Origin of the sequence: Paenibacillus solani (genome assembly GCF_050475945.1) — a bacterium.
GTDB lineage: Bacteria > Bacillota > Bacilli > Paenibacillales > Paenibacillaceae > Paenibacillus_AQ > Paenibacillus_AQ solani_A.
The window spans coordinates 206,498-222,682 of record NZ_JBCMXJ010000018.1 but is presented as its reverse complement, the minus strand read 5'-3'; the positions used below and the strand labels follow the sequence as shown (position 1 = coordinate 222,682).

Genomic DNA, 16,185 nt, shown 5'->3' with positions numbered 1-16,185 from the left:
GTATACACTTACGCCGTCATGCGTCCTGATGCTGAATCAGGGCGCTTTTTTTTATGAAGTTGAAACAAAATACATAGAATATATCAAAAGGAGAGAGACACGATGAAGAGAACAAAATGGATTCCATTGCTGCTTGCTTGCGTCCTGTTAATGGTTGCATCGGGTTGCGGTTCAAGCGGACAGAACAAGGACAATACGAGTGAAGACGAAACCGCCCAGACCCCCGGGAAGCTCCGCGACGTACAATTGATGCTCGATTGGTCTGCCAATACGAATCACACCGGCCTGTATGCAGCTAAAGAGCTTGGGTATTATGAGGAAGAAGGACTTAATGTCCAGATCGTCCAGCCGGGAGCAGGCGGAACCGATACGCTGGTCGCCTCTGGAAATGTGCCGTTTGGCATTAGCTATCAGGAAGGCGTCACGCTTGCCAGAACCCAAGGGCTGCCGCTTGTCTCCATCGCTGCCATCATTCAGCATAATACATCCGGCTTTGCGGCTCCCAAGGATAAAGGCATTCTGAAAGCAGGCGATTTTGAAGGAAAATCCTATGGGGGCTGGGGCTCGCCTGTGGAGGAAGCCGTCATGAAATCCATCATGGAAATGGATGGTGCCGACGTCAGCAAGGTCAATTTGGTTAATATGGGCGATGCTGACTATTTCACGGCCGTCAAACGCGACATTGATTTCGCCTGGATCTTCTATGCCTGGACGGGCATTGAAGCCCAGCTTCGCAAGGAGCCGCTTGATATGATTTATGTTAAGGATTACTCGGAGCAGCTTGATTATTACACACCGGTTATCGTTACGAACGAGAAGCTGATTCAGGATGACCCTGAGCTTATCCAAGCGTTTATGCGGGCGACCTCCAAAGGTTATGAATATGCCATTCAACATCCTGAGGATGCAGCCAACCTGCTTACGAAGGCCGTTCCTGAGCTGGATAGCGAACTGGTACTTGCCAGTCAGAAATGGCTGAGCCCACGTTATCAAGACGATGCATCCCGCTGGGGCGAACAGAAAGCTGAAGTATGGTCGGGATATGCCGACTGGATGTTTGAGCGCAAGCTGCTGGAGAAAGAGCTGGATGCTGACCGCGCCTTTACCAATGAATTTTTACCTGATAAGCCATAAGGTTATTTCGATTCAATAAGAGAGACGGCCTTTGCGGCAAAACTGCCTCTCTTCCATTTCATTAATACCACTGTACGAAAGGATGAGTTTGTATGGCGAATACTCTGCTGAGCATACAAGTGATACCAAGAACGCCCGATGGAGGGGACAGCATCCCTTATGTGGATGAAGCGATCAAGGTTATTCAGGAATCCGGCGTCAAATACGAGGTTCACGCACTTGAAACGACCCTGGAAGGAGAGCTTTCCGAGCTGCTCAACATTGTTGAGCGCATGCATGAAGCCCTGGTGAAAGCGGGAAGCCCGAGCATCATATCCCAAGTCAAAATCGCGCATCATCCCAGCGGGATCAGCATGGATAAGCTGACTGAGAAATACCGCCCATGAAAAGCTGGTGGAGTTCCGTCTGGCCGCCCGTTGTGGCGGTCCTCTTCTTTTTGGCGGTGTGGCAGGCCGCAGTATCCCTATGGGATATTGAAAAATACATTCTGCCAGCACCGACAGCCATCGGGCATGAAGCCGTTTCTGGAGCTTCCGATCTCCTCCCGCATGCATTAGCTACCCTGAAATTAACCTTGATCGGATTTATCATCGGTACAACCATCGGCCTTGTCATCTCACTGGCCCTCCATATGGTGCCTTTTCTCAAAACAGCCCTATATCCGCTTCTTATTCTTAGTCAGAATGTGCCGACGATCGCCCTGGCTCCCCTGCTCATGATCTGGTTCGGCTTCGGCATGCTGCCCAAGGTTATCGTCATTACACTGGTCTGCTTCTTTCCTGTTGCAGTTGCGGCCCTGGACGGGCTTGCACGTACCGACCGCACTATGATGAATTATATGCTGATGTCGGGGGCCACTTCGTGGCAAATCTTCACGAAGCTGGAACTGCCGCATGCGCTCCCTTCGATTTTCTCAGGAATTCGAATTGCAGCCACTTATTCTGTCATGGGAGCGGTTATCGGTGAGTGGATCGGTTCGGACCGAGGCATCGGCTACTATATGATGCTGCAAAAATCCGGCTATCGTACGGACCGGGTGTTCGTTGCCATTCTGATCATCGTCCTGCTGAGCTTGATGATGGTGCTGCTTATTACGTTGCTGGAGAAACGGCTTATCCGCTGGAATCGAAAAAAATGAATTTATGATAAATGGAGTTTTCACATCCAATTCATATAAGAAAGGAGACTGTTCACGGTATGACTTATCAAGGATCTCAGCCGCTCCAAGGCGGGCATGGCCAATCATCAACCTTAACCTCAAGTGCCCCTGCCCTGGAAGTTAGAGGCATACAGAAAACATTTCGTGATCGGCGCAGTGAGATACATGTCTTAAACGACCTCTCGCTCCAAGTGCGGCCTGGTGAATTCGTCTCCATGATCGGCCCTTCCGGCAGTGGGAAGAGCACGCTTTTTCATATCATCGGCGGCTTAACGGCTCCGGATGCCGGCTCCATCTTCATGGACGGTCAGAACGTAACCGGGATTCAAGGCCGTATCGCCTATATGCCTCAACAGCCAGCCTTGTTCCCTTGGCGGACTATAGAAGATAATGTGCTCCTTCCCGAGGAACTGAGAGGAACATCGAAAGCTGCTGCCAGGGAAAGCGCCCGCGAATGGATGAAACGGGCTGGGCTGGCCGGCTTCGAGGAGGCGTACCCGCATACTCTCTCAGGTGGTATGCAGCAGCGGGCTGCTTTTGTAAGGGCCTTGATGAGCCCGCAGGAAGTCATGTGCCTGGACGAACCATTCAGCGCACTTGACGCACTGACACGCAGCGATATGCAGCGCTGGCTGCTGGATATTTGGGAAGATACGCGCCGTTCGGTACTGATGATTACCCATCATATCGAGGAGGCTCTGCTGCTATCGGATAGCATCTATATCCTGTCAGCACGTCCCGGCACCATCTTGAAACGGATAGAGGTTCCCTTCACCCGTCCGCGCCGGGATGACATGCTGACAGACCCGTCCTTCATCGCATTAAGAACCGAAATCTCCGCCATCATGCGGGAAGAACAACATAAACGCGGATCTCATCAAGGGTAACACAATAGGCAATCGTAGCGGCTGGCAGACACTTATTCACCTGGGTTAACATGTTGCGATAGGTATCGCGCTGTATCCCTGCACAGGATAGATAGTATATAAAGAGCTCCACAGGAGCTTGTAAGCGAGGTTATGTAATGAAGACGTCATTAAAACAGACTGAAGCAGACTTCCCTCTGATGGACACCCATATTCACCTGGATCTTTATGAGGCAACCGATCAACAAAAGATTCTCGCTGATATGCAGCATAGCGAGGTACGGTCCGTCATTTCTGTCTCCATGCACCTGGCATCCTGCAAGCGAAACCTGGAGCTGGCTAGGCAATACGCTCCAATGGTGCGTCCGGCCTTTGGTTATCATCCGGAACAAGCTCTTCCTTCCTCCGCAGAAGTGAACGAGCTGCTGGAATGGATGGCTGAACATAGCGATGAGATGCTTGCTGTCGGAGAAGTGGGACTCCCCTATTACGCCAGGCTGGAGGCCCAATCAGAGGGCCGTTCGTGGGATAACCGACCTTACGAGCAACTTCTGGATCAATTCATTGCATTCGCAAAAAAGCATCACAAGCCGGTTATTCTGCACGCTGTGTATGAAGACGCGGATATTGCATGTGATTTACTTGAAAAGCATAAGCTTACTCGTGCCCATTTCCATTGGTTCAAAGGCTCCCGTAATACGCTGCTGCGGATGGCAGATCGGGGATACTATATCTCTTTTACCCCTGATATTCTCTATGATGACGAGATTCGTGATATCGCCAGCAGATATCCAGAGCATCTCGTCATGACCGAAACCGATGGTCCTTGGCCGTTTGAAGGCCAGTTCACCGGACAGATGACCCACCCACAGATGACCTCCGCGGTCGCCGCTGCCTGGGCTGAGCTGTGTGGATTATCCTTGCCGGAGGGCCGCAGGCAGCTCTACGAGAATGCCATGCGGCTGTATGATTTATAGTTTACAGATACCGTAAAACCACAGGTCGAATGCTCAAGCAATCGGCTTGTTTTCTTTAAGGAATCTGTTATATTTATTAATCAATTCATCGAGCACAAGCGATTGTCCGAGAACTTTGGGATGATTAAATTCACGATATCGCTGCTTCATGATATGAAGCTTATGGCGCTCTCGCTCGATATTAAACTTTATACCTTCCTTGGTCTCCATGATTTAATACCCCCTCCTCAGGAATATTTTACACTTTAATGTAAAATTCTAGGATGTTCGTTATTAGACATTAAGAGATATTATATGGAGATATTTCCCCTCCTTGTTCATACCCCAAATCCGCCAAGCTTAAGCCTTACATAAAAAACCCGCAGGATCTTATGAAATTTCATGATTCTGCGGGTTGGAGTCTTCTACTTATTCTATTGGCGTTTGCTGCTATGATTTATGAAATGTTTAGGCTTTCTAACAGCCTTCCGGGAGATTTTAGCCTTTGACCGTTGTACGGTCCTGCAAGATTCGCAATGCTCCTTCCTAGCGTCTCATAAAGCCTTTCCCTTCCAGGAAATCCTTCATATGTAGCCTTACCGGCTCTGCCAAACGCTTGGCCATAAGCTGTGACCAAGGCGTATTATTTTTGCCCTGGGTACGCTTGGACAAATATTCGGAAGAGATGCGGTCATAATTCTTTACTTCCTCTACAGCTGCCCGCTCGTAACGGTCCCGATGCAGAACGGCTTCCATCGGAAGCCGGGGGCGCAGTCCCGGTTCCTGATCGGGATAGCCGAGGCACATGCCAAACACGGGATAGACCAGCTCCGGCAGCTCCAGAACTTCGGAGAACTCGGCTATGGAATTGCGGACTCCGCCGATATATACAATGCCAAGGCCCAGCGATTCTGCGGCAATCGCGGCATTCTGCGCAGCCAAAGCGGCATCCACCGTGGCCACGATGAAGTTCTCGGTCGAATCTTCGTACGTCTCTTGATCAACCGAAAGCGCCTCTGTACTTTTTTTCAACCGGAACAGATCTGCGCACCACACGAGAAATACCGGACATTCCACGATATACGCCTGGTTTCCCGCTAATTGAGCCAAGCGCTGCTTCTTCTCTTGAGAGGTAACGGCAATGATGCTGTACGCCTGGACATTACTGGAGGTAGATGCCATCTGGCCGGCAGCAACGACTGCTCTAAGCTGCTCCTCGGATACGGGCCGATCGGAATACTTGCGAATCGACCGATGGTTCATTAGCAGTGAAATCGTATCATTCATCGGATATTGTCACTCCTTCGATTTAGAGTAAAGGTTAATAGGATTCCTGCTGCAAAATCTATAATCTATATTTCAAGCTCCTAAGAGAGCTTGTGAAACAATGCAAAAAGCCGGCATGCTATGACTAGCAACCGGCCTAAACTCAGCTCTTGCCCTCAAGCTTCATAATATACCGGGGCTTCTATTAGGACACGATATCGTAGCCCTGCTCTTCAATCGCCTCTTTCAATGCTTCAAGGCTGACCTTGGTTTCATCATATTCAACATCTACAGTGCTTGATGCCAAATCGACTTTTCCTGAAGCTCCTGCCTTCTTTAGCGCGCCTTCAACCGAGTTCACGCAGTGGTTACAGGACATGCCTTCCACTGTTAATGTCACTTGTTTCATGCTGTCGCCCTCCTATCCAATAATGGTTGTACAATCTAACCTTACTATACCCCCCGTAGGTATGTAAAGTTCATGGAGGTTTCAATTCTTCTACAGATAATATGAAAATATTAGGAAGATATTTCTTGTTTCCGTCTGTTATAATGTACATAAATCGTCTGATTCATGCATATCCGGCCATTTTTTATTAAAATATCCCTTTTTGAATAAAATCTGATTGTTTGTTGCAGGAATTACCAATTCATTGTCGAACTATCTTTATGAATAGGGAACATTGAACTATGAAAGTAGGAACTTTATTATGGTATTTGACGGCATTATACTGGGATTATTTGTCGGACTGATACGAGGCGGATTCCGTCATGGCCTGCAGCAATTCAGCAGGATTCGCCTACGGGGCGGCATCATTTTCCCCATACTCCTGATCGTTCAGCTGCTAATATTCCGTTTTCAAGGGAATTCGGACTGGTTGTCTTCCGCAAGCGGATATATATTTATGTTCATCTATGTTGCCGGCATGATCTTCCTCTGGATGAACCGGGATCAGAAGGGTTTTGGGAGCATATTGGCCGGTGTCTTCCTCAACTTCCTGGTCATGGCTGTTAATGGCGGAAGAATGCCGGTATCCATGAGTGCAGCTTCTGTTCTTGATCCGATCTACGTGGACATGCTCATGGATGGGGCAGCTACAACCAAACATTATTTAATGGATGCTACAACCCGCCTGTCTCTTCTTGGTGACATCATACCGCTATCCCCGCCTTATCCAAGAACGCAGGTCATTAGTATCGGCGATATTATTATGAATATCGGTATTTTCTTCTATATCATGCATCTCATGACTTCCGGGAAGAATACCACCGCCCATACTCCTACTCGACCAACCGATACGACTGAGCAAGTTGAACCACAAAATTAATCATACATCATACCACCTGGAAAGGAGGGAGACCTGTGAAGAAAACTGATAAAATCAAGTATTCTCGCATCGTATTGAATGCAATCATCGTTGCTTCCGTAGTTGTTGCTTTGACTTCCGGTTACAGACTGGGCTAATTCCTTACCTTACACAAAAAACAGGCTGAGAACTCCAGCCTGTTTTTTTACATCTTTTACGTTGTTTTGCCCACCGTTATATCTTAAAATTGGAGAATACACCATGTTTTTATGAGGAGAAACCGTTATGTCCATATTCAAGCGTCCTAAGATTTCTCGGGAAAAGCTTCCGATACAGCTGTATTTTGTATTCATATCGCTTATGGGCTGTTTAACCTTTCTACTAGTGCATAAAGGAGAATTTATACATTATTCCCCTTCACAGTGGGTATGGGTTTATGCGATGTTAGGTGCTGCCCTCATATTAAATTATTTTACCTTCCAGCTCCCACCCGAAGGTAATTTGCAATCTATGGATTCTTCCGTATACTTAGCTTGCATATTTATATATGGCGCTCCTTTCGCTCTTTCTGTCATCCTGTTCAACACGCTGGCGATCGCACTCTATGACAGAAAGGTCCCTTTTTGGAAGCATTTCGTTAATTTCTCCATATATACACTCATGATCGTAGGATCCTCACTTATTTTTAAGATAGCAGGAGGACAGACGGGACCTATACTCAACAATCAATTTGGGGCTTATCTTGCCGCATTGCTTGTATATTTTATTATCAATGTGTTTCTGATTGGATTCTATTATTACTTATTATATCGCGGGTCTTTATATGACGTCCTGAAGTCCTTCATTAAGGATACCCTACTCGTTTATTTGAGTACGCTCATAATGTCTCTAGTCCTCTCTGTGCTCATCGTACATAACGCCGTGTTCGGACTCACCTTGTTTATAGGTCTTAGCATTATGCTGTCCTATTCTTTCAAGCAGCTCTTCACCATGTATAAGCAGTTACAGGAGAAGGCGATCAAAGATCAACGGACTGGCTTGTATAATCATAGTTATTTTGAAAACCTGCTCGAAAACGAAATCAAGAAAGCCAAGGTAACTGAATCACCATTATCCCTGGTCATGATTGATATCGATGACTTCAAAAAATATAACGATCAGTTCGGACATCTGAAGGGCGATATGCTTCTCGGATTCCTCGGCCAATATTTGAAAGTCGAAGCCGAAGCAGCCGGGGTAATAGCCTCCCGCTTTGGCGGCGAAGAATTCACAATTCTTATGCCGGGCTATGATGACAACCAGGCGCGTTCCTTCATGAACAGGCTTCGCAAGAAGCTGAATGACACGTACTTTGAGGGCGTCGAGATTTTCCCATCCGGGTGTCTCTCCTTCTCGGCTGGGGTGGCCGCGTACCGAATTGACATCCATGACAAGTCACAGCTCGTCGAGCTTGCCGATCAAGCTCTGTACTATGCCAAGAAACAGGGAAAGAACAATGTGCATGTATATGGGAGCGGTGCGGAAAAAGAATCCGAGATCGACTTTGCGGAAGATGTCCGCGATATCGAGCAGCAGTTGAAGCTGTTCTTGTATAAAGATGTGGATACGTTCAAACATTCCAAGCGTGTCTTCCGCTACGCGATGGACATGAGCGAGGTACTCGGACTTGATAGTGCGGAGCAGCGCAATTTCGTACTCGGCGCACTTATCCATGATATTGGCAAACTGGAGATCCCATGGGCTATTCTTAATAAAAAGGACAAGCTCACAGCAAGCGAATGGGAAACCGTCAAGCGGCATGTCAGCTGGGGCAAACGTATTGCCGAAACGAACGAGAAGTTCAAGGAGCTGGTTCCTTACATTGAACTGCACCACGAACGGTTTGACGGCGGCGGTTACCCTCACGGCTTCAAAGGCAGTCAAATCCCCAAGCTGTGCCGCATGCTGACCATTATCGATTCTTTTGATGCGATGACCACAGAACGGCCATACCAACAAACCAAAACCTTCGAGGAAGGAATTGAAGAATTGCTCCGCTGTTCGGGCACGCAATTTGATCCGGAGCTTGTCGAGCTGTTCATTCGTTATCTACGGCTTAAAGCCGAAGCGCAGCAGCAGCCTGCTGCCAGCTTGGAGACATCTTAATGAATAATCGACTGCAAATTGGTTCTCCCACCCTCGCCTCATCTTAATGTTTGATACTCTCTCAAAAAAGGTATAAAGGTAGTATCCTAATGATAATGAGGTGAGAATCGGTGGCTGATAAGAAAAAGGATCTTCCGCTTCAAAATGGTGCCGGTAACATGGATCACCCTGAACAATATCCGACGGAAAATGAAAGCCTGTTCGACAAGTTTGAGAGCGAACAGCATGTGGACCCCATTCCCATGGAAGATGCCAGGATGGAACGCGAGGAAGAGAAGCAGCGAGATGGCACATCAAAACAGCGTTCATCCAGTGATGACAAGTATCACAGCGGCTTCTAGCATGAGATGCCTGATGGCTGCAGTACAACTTGAACGTAGGGCTCCGTTATGGCGGAGCCTTTTTAGTTAGATTATATAGAGTGGAGTGGACCTTTTGTTTTCGATATGGACATTAAACCGCGTGCAGCGAAGAATGCTTCTAATCCTGATCGCAGCGGTTCTGGTTATGTCATGTCTGCTGGTGCTGACCGGCCTTCATGAACGTACCCCGAGCATAAGCAGCGTCATCGAAGAACGATATATCCAAAGTGCGGCCATGATCAGCCACCCCGGTGAAGAGCTGGAATACCACGCTTCTCGCGTCATGCCCGGTGTGCCGCTTATGATTGCCGGACTTGCCGCCTTGTTCGGAAGCATGGACGCTGCCCTGGTAGCCTATCAGCTGCTTCAATGCGTCTTTCATGCCTTTTCTGTCTACCTGGTGTTTGTGCTCTCCCGCTATATGTTTAATACGCGAATCGCTTTTCTCTCGTGCTCGATCTATGCGCTGTTCTGGCCGGCTTACGGCGCAGTACGTCTCATCTTGCCCGATATTGCCATGCAAACCTTAATGCTTCTCCTCGTCTGTGCAGTCATCGGGGCATTGGAATTGAAGCAGGCAGGCTGGTATGCTGCTGCCGGGGCGCTTACAGCGCTGATGGCTTGCTACAATCTCCAGGCGCTGCTGTACCCTGTGTTATTCATTGCCTTCTGGATCAAGTATCGCAGCCCCGTCAAAATCGTAATTGGCGGGATTCTCCTCATTGGCATGGGTTATTTACTCATCCTGTCGCCATGGTGGCTGAACATCCCTCTTTTCAACCGCTTGATGTATATGTCCGGGCCATGGAATTTGGCCTCGTTGTGGCTGGAATCCCGATATATTGAAGGCAATCCAATCGTTCATCTGTTCCGCAGCATCTTTGCCGGCCGGACCTCCAAATATGCAGCTGCGATCGGAAATGAGGATGCCAGGAAAATCGTACAATCCGCGCTGGATGCCGTCCGTCTTGTGATGCTGTTCGCCGGGGTTGCCGGCCTCATCTGGTCCGTGTGGAAATACCACCTGAAGCGGCAGCTTCCCGTCCTGCTGACACTGCTGTATTTTATTGCTGCTGAATGGTTTGTTCCCAGTCTGGACGGAACCGGATTCCCCTATGCGGTCTTCCTGCTTCTCTATGCCGCATTCTTGGCTGACAAAGCGATCCTCTACGCCCATAAGACCCGCTTACTGCGTAAATAGAATGAAACGTAATGCCTGGCTAAAATCTTCGCTCATAATCCCGGCCGCGCCTGAAAGACTCCTTTCAGGCGCTTTTTGATATACGTTTGAACTTGTCCACCAGAAACAGCGCTTATCTTATCTCTGCAAATCTTATAGTCTATTTATCATTTACTTCAGCCGGAACTGTAACTTTATGCTTGGGTTATACGTGTATTACCTAGAGGGGAGGACATGAAACTGAACAGTCTGGAATCGATTTATCAATTTTACGTGAAGGACGTTTACCGTTATCTGTACTCCCTCTCTTATGATCACCATACAGCGGAAGATCTGGTACAAGAGACCTTTTACCGGGCTTATTTATATCTTGAGGATTGGAAAGAAGAACGAATAAAACCCTGGTTATTCCGGGTCGCCCACAACGCTTATGTTGATTATCAGCGTAAAGCAAGCCGCAGTGTTGTTAAAGATGCTGTCTTTTTCGAACAGATGGTTGATCAGAGTACACCCGAGAGTGCCCTGCTCCAGCAAGAGATCCACCGGGAAATCGGGCAGATGCTCTCGCAGATTCCCGACAAGCAGAGACAGGCCGTCCTCTTGGTCGATTTTCACCAATTCACGTATCAGGAGGCCGCGGACATTATGGGTATTACCTTATCGCATATCAAGATTACGCTGTTTCGGGCCAGGCAGCGGCTGCGGGACATGAAACGAAAGGAGGACTTAGGATGAGCGAAGATTTCAAGCAGCGACTTAAAGATTACGAAGACGGGAAGTTAAGTGACGAAGAAAAAATGGAAGTCGAACGCGAAATCGAGAAACTGGAGGAATACCAGACTTACGTAAACGAGTTGATGGACCAAGCGGATGCGGATAACAATAAGCGTGCGCATACTACGAGCAAACCATCCGGTCTCTCTCCCAAAAAGGAAAAGCGGATCGTGCGCAGGGGAAAATGGAAGGCACGTTTCTCTAATACGCTGACTGTCCTCTCTGCATTCCTGGCTATATCCATCATTAGCTCGATCTTAACGGCACTATTCTACGGGATGGGTGATCCAAGCCGAAACGATAAATACCGGGATGCCATTGCTTCCGCTATCTCGATTTCCCATCCTAATATTGATGTCTCGCTGAACAGTCAGGGCAAAGTCTTCTTCATGCAGGAAGTATACGGGGATATGAAAAAGCGCGTAGGCGATGATCGCGTGACGGTCGGCGAATACTCCGTCAACTTCCTGTTCGGGCTGCCATCGGTCAAGGAGGATTGGAACGGACTCAGCACGAGGAACTCACAAGTTTTCCAGCGTCCGGATGGCAAATCTGAGGCTTCTGCCCCATCTAATGCGAAGAATGGGAGCGATCAGCAATCGGCAAAAGAATCAAAGGCTGCCTCCACCGCCAAGAGCGGGGACTGGTCCCGGCTTAAGAAGCTCCCCGAGGGTACGGTTGCCGAAGCATATGTATCGTTTAACCGCTTCTTCTCGACCGATGAGCTGCTTAAGGAATTTGAGAATCTGGACATGGAGGCAATCTGGTTTGCCGTCGATACCGGCCCGGATAAGAGGTTTGGGGGCAATGATGGCATCATCTCCGATCCAGTCGGCTTTCCGGCTATGCCCGTCTGGCATCATGATGATCTGACAGTAACCTCATACGGGGAAGAAAAAAGAGGCTGGTTCGGCAAAGTAAAGTTCAGCGGAGGACATTACCCCCCTTTGGAAGCGTATGGGGATGGAGAGCTCCGAAATGAACATTTCATGAAATCGCTGCGGCTGCTGCAGAAGTATGAGCTGATTGCTAATCGAGTGGCTCCATTCATCGATATAGACGCTTCATTAGCATACGTGGAACAGCATGGCATCCAGCTCTATGGGGCTGTGGTGACAGGACCTGTCAAGGAGCTGTTAGCCCTGCGCGAGGTTTCCTGGGTGCAGGATCTGCGGGTCGGAGAAGTGCGGCTGTGGAATTGGAGCGAGTAAAGGCAGCATATGGCTATAGAGCGGCGCATCGCTTCCTGGTTAAGATGATATTTAAGTGACATGGAATGATGAGAATCCCGGTATTCGCTTCAAGCGAAGGGCCCGGGATTTTTATTATTCCATATCAAAGATCGGTTCATGAAGGGCCGATGTTTCGATCGTTTGGCTCCTGTGACCATTGCTCCATTCTCTGCTTCCTCTCGCGCTCCTCCCGCGCTTTGCGATCCCTCTCCATCGCATCCGCAATATAATCACGCGGTTTGAGTTTGCCGTTGATATTCAATAATATGCCTATCATAATAAGCTGCAATATAGCGATAACAACCAGCATTGGTGCTCCCTCCTTTGGATATAGCCTTTTCTTGTTGTAAAAGCATTTCTACATAATATAACACTCGCACCAACTGTAAAGTTATTCAAATGCAGAGGTTAAACCCCTATCCATAACCTGCGCTTTGCCAGACTTCCGCGAATCCGTTAAACTGGTAAGACGATAATCGAAATACGAAATGATTGGTGAATTACATGACATCCATACCCTTCTATAAACGCCCGTACGGCGGTGAGCGTCAGGATATCCCGTTTGCGAAGCTGGCTTCCTTCGAGAACAGCCGGGACCTGATTTCCGATGATGCGCCGGATGCGGCTTTTTTTCGCGGCTTGGAATCCCAGGGGCTGCTGCTGAACCGCGCCCAAATCCAGGCCGTACGACATACACAAGGACCGCTGCTTACGCTGGCTGGTGCAGGTTCCGGCAAAACCTCCGTACTGGTCAGCCGGACAGGCTATCTCATAGCTGCCAAGAGGATTGATCCTGCTTCGATCCTGCTCGTTACCTTCTCTTCCAAGGCGGCAGCGGAGATGAAGGAACGCATTATGGCGCTTCCCGGATTGCGAGCAAGTGAGACAGCCAAGGTAACAGCAAGAACCTTCCATTCCTTCTTCCTGTACATGCTGCGAACCCGCGGCTACAAGCAGGAAATTCTGAGCAACGCCAGGCATCAGCAATTTATCATGAAGCGTATCCTGCGGGAAATGGGCTTGCAGGACAGCTACGAAGCCGAGACGCTGCTATCGCTGTGGTCTGCCCATCGAATGAATATGACCGGGCTTGAAGAACTTCCCGCCAAAACACCTGCCGATGTGGAACAAAAGCAAATATTCGCCCGTTATGAAGCGTGGAAAGAAGATCATGGTCAGATGGATTTCGATGATATTCTGGTCATGTCCTACCATCTGCTGTGTCATGATTCAGGACTGCTTGCCTCCCTTCAGCGGCGATACCGATATGTTATGGTCGACGAGTTCCAGGATACCGGATTGCTGCCCTATGAACTGCTGAAGAAAATCGTCACTCCGCATCGCAATCTGATGGTTGTCGGTGACGATGACCAAACCATATACGGCTTCAACGGTGCACGCAACGAATTCATTCTGGAATTCGATCAGACCTTTCCCGGTGCCAAAGTGGTGACGCTGGATATCAATTACCGCTCCCTCTCTTCAATCGTCGGGCTGGGAAATGAAGTGATCCGCGTCAATGAGCGCCGCCGTTCCAAGCAGCTGCGATCTACCCGCAAGAGCAGCGGTGTGCCGCTGTACCTTCGTCCCGGCGATCCCGACCAAGAAGCCGAGCTGTTGCTGACCTATATTACCGAGCAGGTCCGGGAGCACGGAAAGCAATACCGCGATCATGCAATTCTGTACCGAACCGCAAACAATAGCCGAGCTATCTTTGAACAGCTTGTCATGCGGGAAATTCCGTTTATTCATTACGAGAACGGCGATCTGTTCTATGAGCAGTGGATCGTCAAACCGCTTCTGGATCATCTGCGGCTGTCACTGGACCGGCGCAATTTCACGGCGATGGAAGGCATGCTTCATACGCTTTACATCAATCGGGACAAAGGCATGGCTTTCATCCGGCAGCAGGACGCACCAAGACCCAAGAAAGGCCCGCTGTCTCACCTTCTATCCTTTCCCGGCCTGAAGGATTTCCAGATTGAGAATATCAGAGGCCGTTCCAAGCTCATCAAGGGATTAAAAGCGATGGAGCCTCTGCAAGCTGTTCAGGAAATGAGACGCCAATTCTATGATAAATTTCTGGAGGCGGACCAGCGGCAGGAGATTACCCTTCATAAGGAATTCATACAGGAGGCGCTTGATGAATTAGAGGCTTCCGCCAAGCGCTTTGACCATATCGCCGACTTCGTTGAATTTGTCGATCGGTTAATCGCCATCCATAAGGAAATGGCGGCCATGAAACGGGATGAGCATGCCGATGCCGTCCGCTTAATGACCATTCATAAATCCAAAGGGCTGGAGTTCCCTTCGGTATCACTGATTGGGGCAAGCGAAGGAATTCTTCCGCATACATCCGCACTCGATGCCGAGCGCCGGGATGATCAGCGTCCATTGTCGGATCGAGAAGTTAAGGCACTCGATGCGCTCGAAGAGGAACGCAGATTAGCTTATGTCGCCATCACGAGAGCACGAGACGAACTCATTATCAGCTCACCAGGCTTTTATCGGGGACGAAAAGCGGAGGTTTCCCGCTTCTTCCGGGATGTATTCGTCACGGATGAACAGAGTAAGCAAGGTAATAGCATTCCTGGCAAGGACACGATGTCATCGACCCGCCGATCCTTTACTGCAAAGCGTACGGTTCGCATAGAAACTCCTGCCAAGCATTCGTCCACGTCCTCTTCTGCGGGGCAAAGAGTTAGGGTTACAGCAGCTCCCGCAAGTGGGCGCAGTGTTTCAGGTACAGGCTCCGTTCAGAACTCGCGGGACCAGGCTGCCCCCACTGCCATGGAAATCGTCGATGTGTGGCTGTGCACGAGCGCTCATTGCAAGGGCTGGCAGCGGGTCAATGCAAGAATCCTGGCTGCAGGGAAAGGAAACCGGGAGAACAAGCTCTGCCCTCTATGCCAATCCCCCATGACCCAGGGAAAAAAGGAAGTGCCGGTGTCGCATAGACGCTAAAGGCTCATAATTGATGGCATAACTAAATAAACCATGAATATGATGCATGTAGGCCATCCAATGTTCGTTCCAAGACGATATCTCCCTTATGGTTACGAGAAATAAGCTACAATAGTCTTATGAATCAATCTGCCTCATATATCTGTAACACCGATCAAGGAGGAATGCCGTCATGATTAGAGGAATCGCCCATTTGGCATTTGATGTCGCCGATATGGACAAGTCATTGCATTTTTACTGTAATATCCTTGGTTTTACCCGTGCCTTTGATATTCCGAATGATCAGGGTGAGCCTTGGATTGAGTACATTAAGGTGACAGAGGGTCAGTTTATCGAGCTGTTTTACGGAGGGCAAAATAAGCCGGAGCAAGTAGCGAAGCCCGTAGGGTTCTCCCATCTCTGTCTGGAAGTCGAAGACATTGAGCGAATGGCGGAGCATCTTCGCAATCAAGGCGTGAAGCTGGACGTCGAGCCGGTCCAGGGAAAGGACTTCAACTGGCAGTGCTGGGCTAGGGACCCGGACGGCAACCGGATCGAATTTATGCAGCTGGATCCAAAATCACCGCAGATGAACTGCTAAGCTTCACGCATACAGCCTCACTGCGGCCATGTTATTGTGGAGAATTCATACATGGATGAATTTACAGGCACAGGCATTTTACAGGCGGATATTTCCGCGAATGACAAGGCCCTCTTTGCAGCATGCAGGGTTGGCCTTGTTTTTTCTTGTACAGACTGTAGAAACAGGCGACTGCATGAAACTTCTTGCTAACCTCTGTTAATCCAGCTACAATATAACCACTCTATGGTCAAATTTGAATAGTATGTACATAGTTGAAT

17 protein-coding genes are annotated in these 16,185 nt (G+C 48.9%); 13 read left to right on the top strand and 4 right to left on the bottom strand.

Going from position 1 to position 16,185, the window contains the following annotated elements; translation table 11 throughout:
• Positions 1–102 precede the first annotated feature (102 nt).
• From ABEQ74_RS24535 to ABEQ74_RS24515, 5 genes are all read left to right on the top strand, one after another.
• Positions 103–1,134, top strand: a complete 1,032-nt coding sequence (locus tag ABEQ74_RS24535; RefSeq protein ID WP_430124837.1) for an ABC transporter substrate-binding protein — start codon at positions 103–105, stop codon at positions 1,132–1,134.
• Positions 1,135–1,226: 92 nt separating this feature from the next.
• Positions 1,227–1,520: an MTH1187 family thiamine-binding protein gene (locus ABEQ74_RS24530; protein WP_430124836.1), complete on the top strand. Its 294-nt coding sequence runs from the start codon at positions 1,227–1,229 to the stop codon at positions 1,518–1,520.
• Positions 1,517–2,272: an ABC transporter permease gene (locus ABEQ74_RS24525; protein ID WP_430124835.1), complete on the top strand. Its 756-nt coding sequence runs from the start codon at positions 1,517–1,519 to the stop codon at positions 2,270–2,272. Before ABEQ74_RS24530 ends, ABEQ74_RS24525 begins: the two co-directional genes overlap by 4 nt.
• A 59-nt stretch (positions 2,273–2,331) precedes the next feature.
• A complete protein-coding gene (locus tag ABEQ74_RS24520; protein WP_430124834.1) occupies positions 2,332–3,180 on the top strand; it encodes an ABC transporter ATP-binding protein in 849 nt (282 codons plus the stop codon).
• A 137-nt stretch (positions 3,181–3,317) separates the two neighbouring features.
• A complete protein-coding gene (locus tag ABEQ74_RS24515; RefSeq protein ID WP_430124833.1) occupies positions 3,318–4,136 on the top strand; it encodes a TatD family hydrolase in 819 nt (272 codons plus the stop codon).
• Between the two features lie 33 nt (positions 4,137–4,169).
• Here the strand turns inward: ABEQ74_RS24515 and ABEQ74_RS24510 are convergent, their stop codons facing one another.
• The 3 genes from ABEQ74_RS24510 to ABEQ74_RS24500 all read right to left on the bottom strand — a co-directional run bounded on the left by ABEQ74_RS24510 (position 4,170) and on the right by ABEQ74_RS24500 (position 5,790).
• A complete protein-coding gene (locus ABEQ74_RS24510) occupies positions 4,170–4,346 on the bottom strand; it encodes an aspartyl-phosphate phosphatase Spo0E family protein (protein ID WP_053490181.1) in 177 nt (58 codons plus the stop codon).
• Between the two features lie 315 nt (positions 4,347–4,661).
• On the bottom strand, positions 4,662–5,402 hold the full coding sequence (gene nfsA, locus ABEQ74_RS24505; protein ID WP_430124831.1) for an oxygen-insensitive NADPH nitroreductase: 741 nt from the start codon (positions 5,400–5,402) through the stop codon (positions 4,662–4,664).
• Between the two features lie 184 nt (positions 5,403–5,586).
• Positions 5,587–5,790 carry a copper ion binding protein gene (locus tag ABEQ74_RS24500; RefSeq protein WP_430124829.1) on the bottom strand — a complete coding sequence of 68 codons (204 nt, stop codon included), beginning with the start codon at positions 5,788–5,790 and terminating at the stop codon, positions 5,587–5,589.
• A 301-nt stretch (positions 5,791–6,091) separates the two neighbouring features.
• Here ABEQ74_RS24500 and ABEQ74_RS24495 point away from each other — a divergent pair, with 301 nt between their 5' ends.
• The 6 genes from ABEQ74_RS24495 to ABEQ74_RS24470 all read left to right on the top strand — a co-directional run bounded on the left by ABEQ74_RS24495 (position 6,092) and on the right by ABEQ74_RS24470 (position 12,360).
• Positions 6,092–6,709 carry a DUF5317 domain-containing protein gene (locus ABEQ74_RS24495; RefSeq protein ID WP_430124828.1) on the top strand — a complete coding sequence of 206 codons (618 nt, stop codon included), beginning with the start codon at positions 6,092–6,094 and terminating at the stop codon, positions 6,707–6,709.
• A 264-nt stretch (positions 6,710–6,973) separates the two neighbouring features.
• Positions 6,974–8,833, top strand: coding sequence for a bifunctional diguanylate cyclase/phosphohydrolase (locus ABEQ74_RS24490; RefSeq protein WP_430124827.1), 1,860 nt, complete (start codon positions 6,974–6,976; stop codon positions 8,831–8,833).
• A 110-nt stretch (positions 8,834–8,943) separates the two neighbouring features.
• On the top strand, positions 8,944–9,174 hold the full coding sequence (locus ABEQ74_RS24485; protein WP_430124826.1) for a hypothetical protein: 231 nt from the start codon (positions 8,944–8,946) through the stop codon (positions 9,172–9,174).
• 94 nt (positions 9,175–9,268) lie between these two features.
• Positions 9,269–10,396 (top strand): ArnT family glycosyltransferase, encoded by a 1,128-nt coding sequence (locus ABEQ74_RS24480; RefSeq protein WP_430124825.1) that lies wholly within the window; start codon positions 9,269–9,271, stop codon positions 10,394–10,396.
• Between the two features lie 213 nt (positions 10,397–10,609).
• A complete protein-coding gene (locus ABEQ74_RS24475) occupies positions 10,610–11,110 on the top strand; it encodes a sigma-70 family RNA polymerase sigma factor (protein WP_430124824.1) in 501 nt (166 codons plus the stop codon).
• Positions 11,107–12,360: an anti sigma factor C-terminal domain-containing protein gene (locus ABEQ74_RS24470; RefSeq protein ID WP_430124822.1), complete on the top strand. Its 1,254-nt coding sequence runs from the start codon at positions 11,107–11,109 to the stop codon at positions 12,358–12,360. The genes ABEQ74_RS24475 and ABEQ74_RS24470 overlap by 4 nt, the downstream gene beginning before the upstream one ends.
• Before the next feature lie 136 nt (positions 12,361–12,496).
• On the opposite strand, the gene ABEQ74_RS24465 is transcribed toward ABEQ74_RS24470, so the two are convergent.
• Positions 12,497–12,691 (bottom strand): hypothetical protein, encoded by a 195-nt coding sequence (locus tag ABEQ74_RS24465; protein WP_430124820.1) that lies wholly within the window; start codon positions 12,689–12,691, stop codon positions 12,497–12,499.
• A 194-nt stretch (positions 12,692–12,885) separates the two neighbouring features.
• On the opposite strand from ABEQ74_RS24465, the gene ABEQ74_RS24460 reads away from it, so the two are divergent.
• Together ABEQ74_RS24460 and ABEQ74_RS24455 are read left to right on the top strand one after the other, a co-directional pair.
• Positions 12,886–15,345: a UvrD-helicase domain-containing protein gene (locus ABEQ74_RS24460; protein ID WP_430124819.1), complete on the top strand. Its 2,460-nt coding sequence runs from the start codon at positions 12,886–12,888 to the stop codon at positions 15,343–15,345.
• 172 nt (positions 15,346–15,517) lie between these two features.
• The gene (locus tag ABEQ74_RS24455) at positions 15,518–15,925 is read left to right on the top strand and encodes a VOC family protein (protein ID WP_430124817.1); all 408 of its coding nucleotides are present in this window, start codon (positions 15,518–15,520) and stop codon (positions 15,923–15,925) included.
• The last annotated feature ends 260 nt before the right edge of the window (positions 15,926–16,185 follow it).

Excerpts from the sequence above, each read along its gene's own strand:
- ABEQ74_RS24455 (WP_430124817.1), top strand. The coding sequence starts at position 15,518 with ATGATTAGAGGAATCGCCCATTTGGCATTTGATGTCGCCGATATGGAC.
- ABEQ74_RS24530 (WP_430124836.1), top strand. The coding sequence starts at position 1,227 with ATGGCGAATACTCTGCTGAGCATACAAGTGATACCAAGAACGCCCGAT.
- ABEQ74_RS24495 (WP_430124828.1), top strand. The coding sequence starts at position 6,092 with ATGGTATTTGACGGCATTATACTGGGATTATTTGTCGGACTGATACGA.
- ABEQ74_RS24490 (WP_430124827.1), top strand. The coding sequence starts at position 6,974 with ATGTCCATATTCAAGCGTCCTAAGATTTCTCGGGAAAAGCTTCCGATA.
- ABEQ74_RS24460 (WP_430124819.1), top strand. The coding sequence starts at position 12,886 with ATGACATCCATACCCTTCTATAAACGCCCGTACGGCGGTGAGCGTCAG.
- ABEQ74_RS24535 (WP_430124837.1), top strand. The coding sequence starts at position 103 with ATGAAGAGAACAAAATGGATTCCATTGCTGCTTGCTTGCGTCCTGTTA.
- ABEQ74_RS24470 (WP_430124822.1), top strand. The coding sequence starts at position 11,107 with ATGAGCGAAGATTTCAAGCAGCGACTTAAAGATTACGAAGACGGGAAG.
- ABEQ74_RS24465 (WP_430124820.1), bottom strand. The coding sequence starts at position 12,691 with ATGCTGGTTGTTATCGCTATATTGCAGCTTATTATGATAGGCATATTA.
- ABEQ74_RS24525 (WP_430124835.1), top strand. The coding sequence starts at position 1,517 with ATGAAAAGCTGGTGGAGTTCCGTCTGGCCGCCCGTTGTGGCGGTCCTC.
- ABEQ74_RS24520 (WP_430124834.1), top strand. The coding sequence starts at position 2,332 with ATGACTTATCAAGGATCTCAGCCGCTCCAAGGCGGGCATGGCCAATCA.
- ABEQ74_RS24500 (WP_430124829.1), bottom strand. The coding sequence starts at position 5,790 with ATGAAACAAGTGACATTAACAGTGGAAGGCATGTCCTGTAACCACTGC.
- nfsA (WP_430124831.1), bottom strand. The coding sequence starts at position 5,402 with ATGAATGATACGATTTCACTGCTAATGAACCATCGGTCGATTCGCAAG.
- ABEQ74_RS24515 (WP_430124833.1), top strand. The coding sequence starts at position 3,318 with ATGAAGACGTCATTAAAACAGACTGAAGCAGACTTCCCTCTGATGGAC.
- ABEQ74_RS24475 (WP_430124824.1), top strand. The coding sequence starts at position 10,610 with ATGAAACTGAACAGTCTGGAATCGATTTATCAATTTTACGTGAAGGAC.
- ABEQ74_RS24510 (WP_053490181.1), bottom strand. The coding sequence starts at position 4,346 with ATGGAGACCAAGGAAGGTATAAAGTTTAATATCGAGCGAGAGCGCCAT.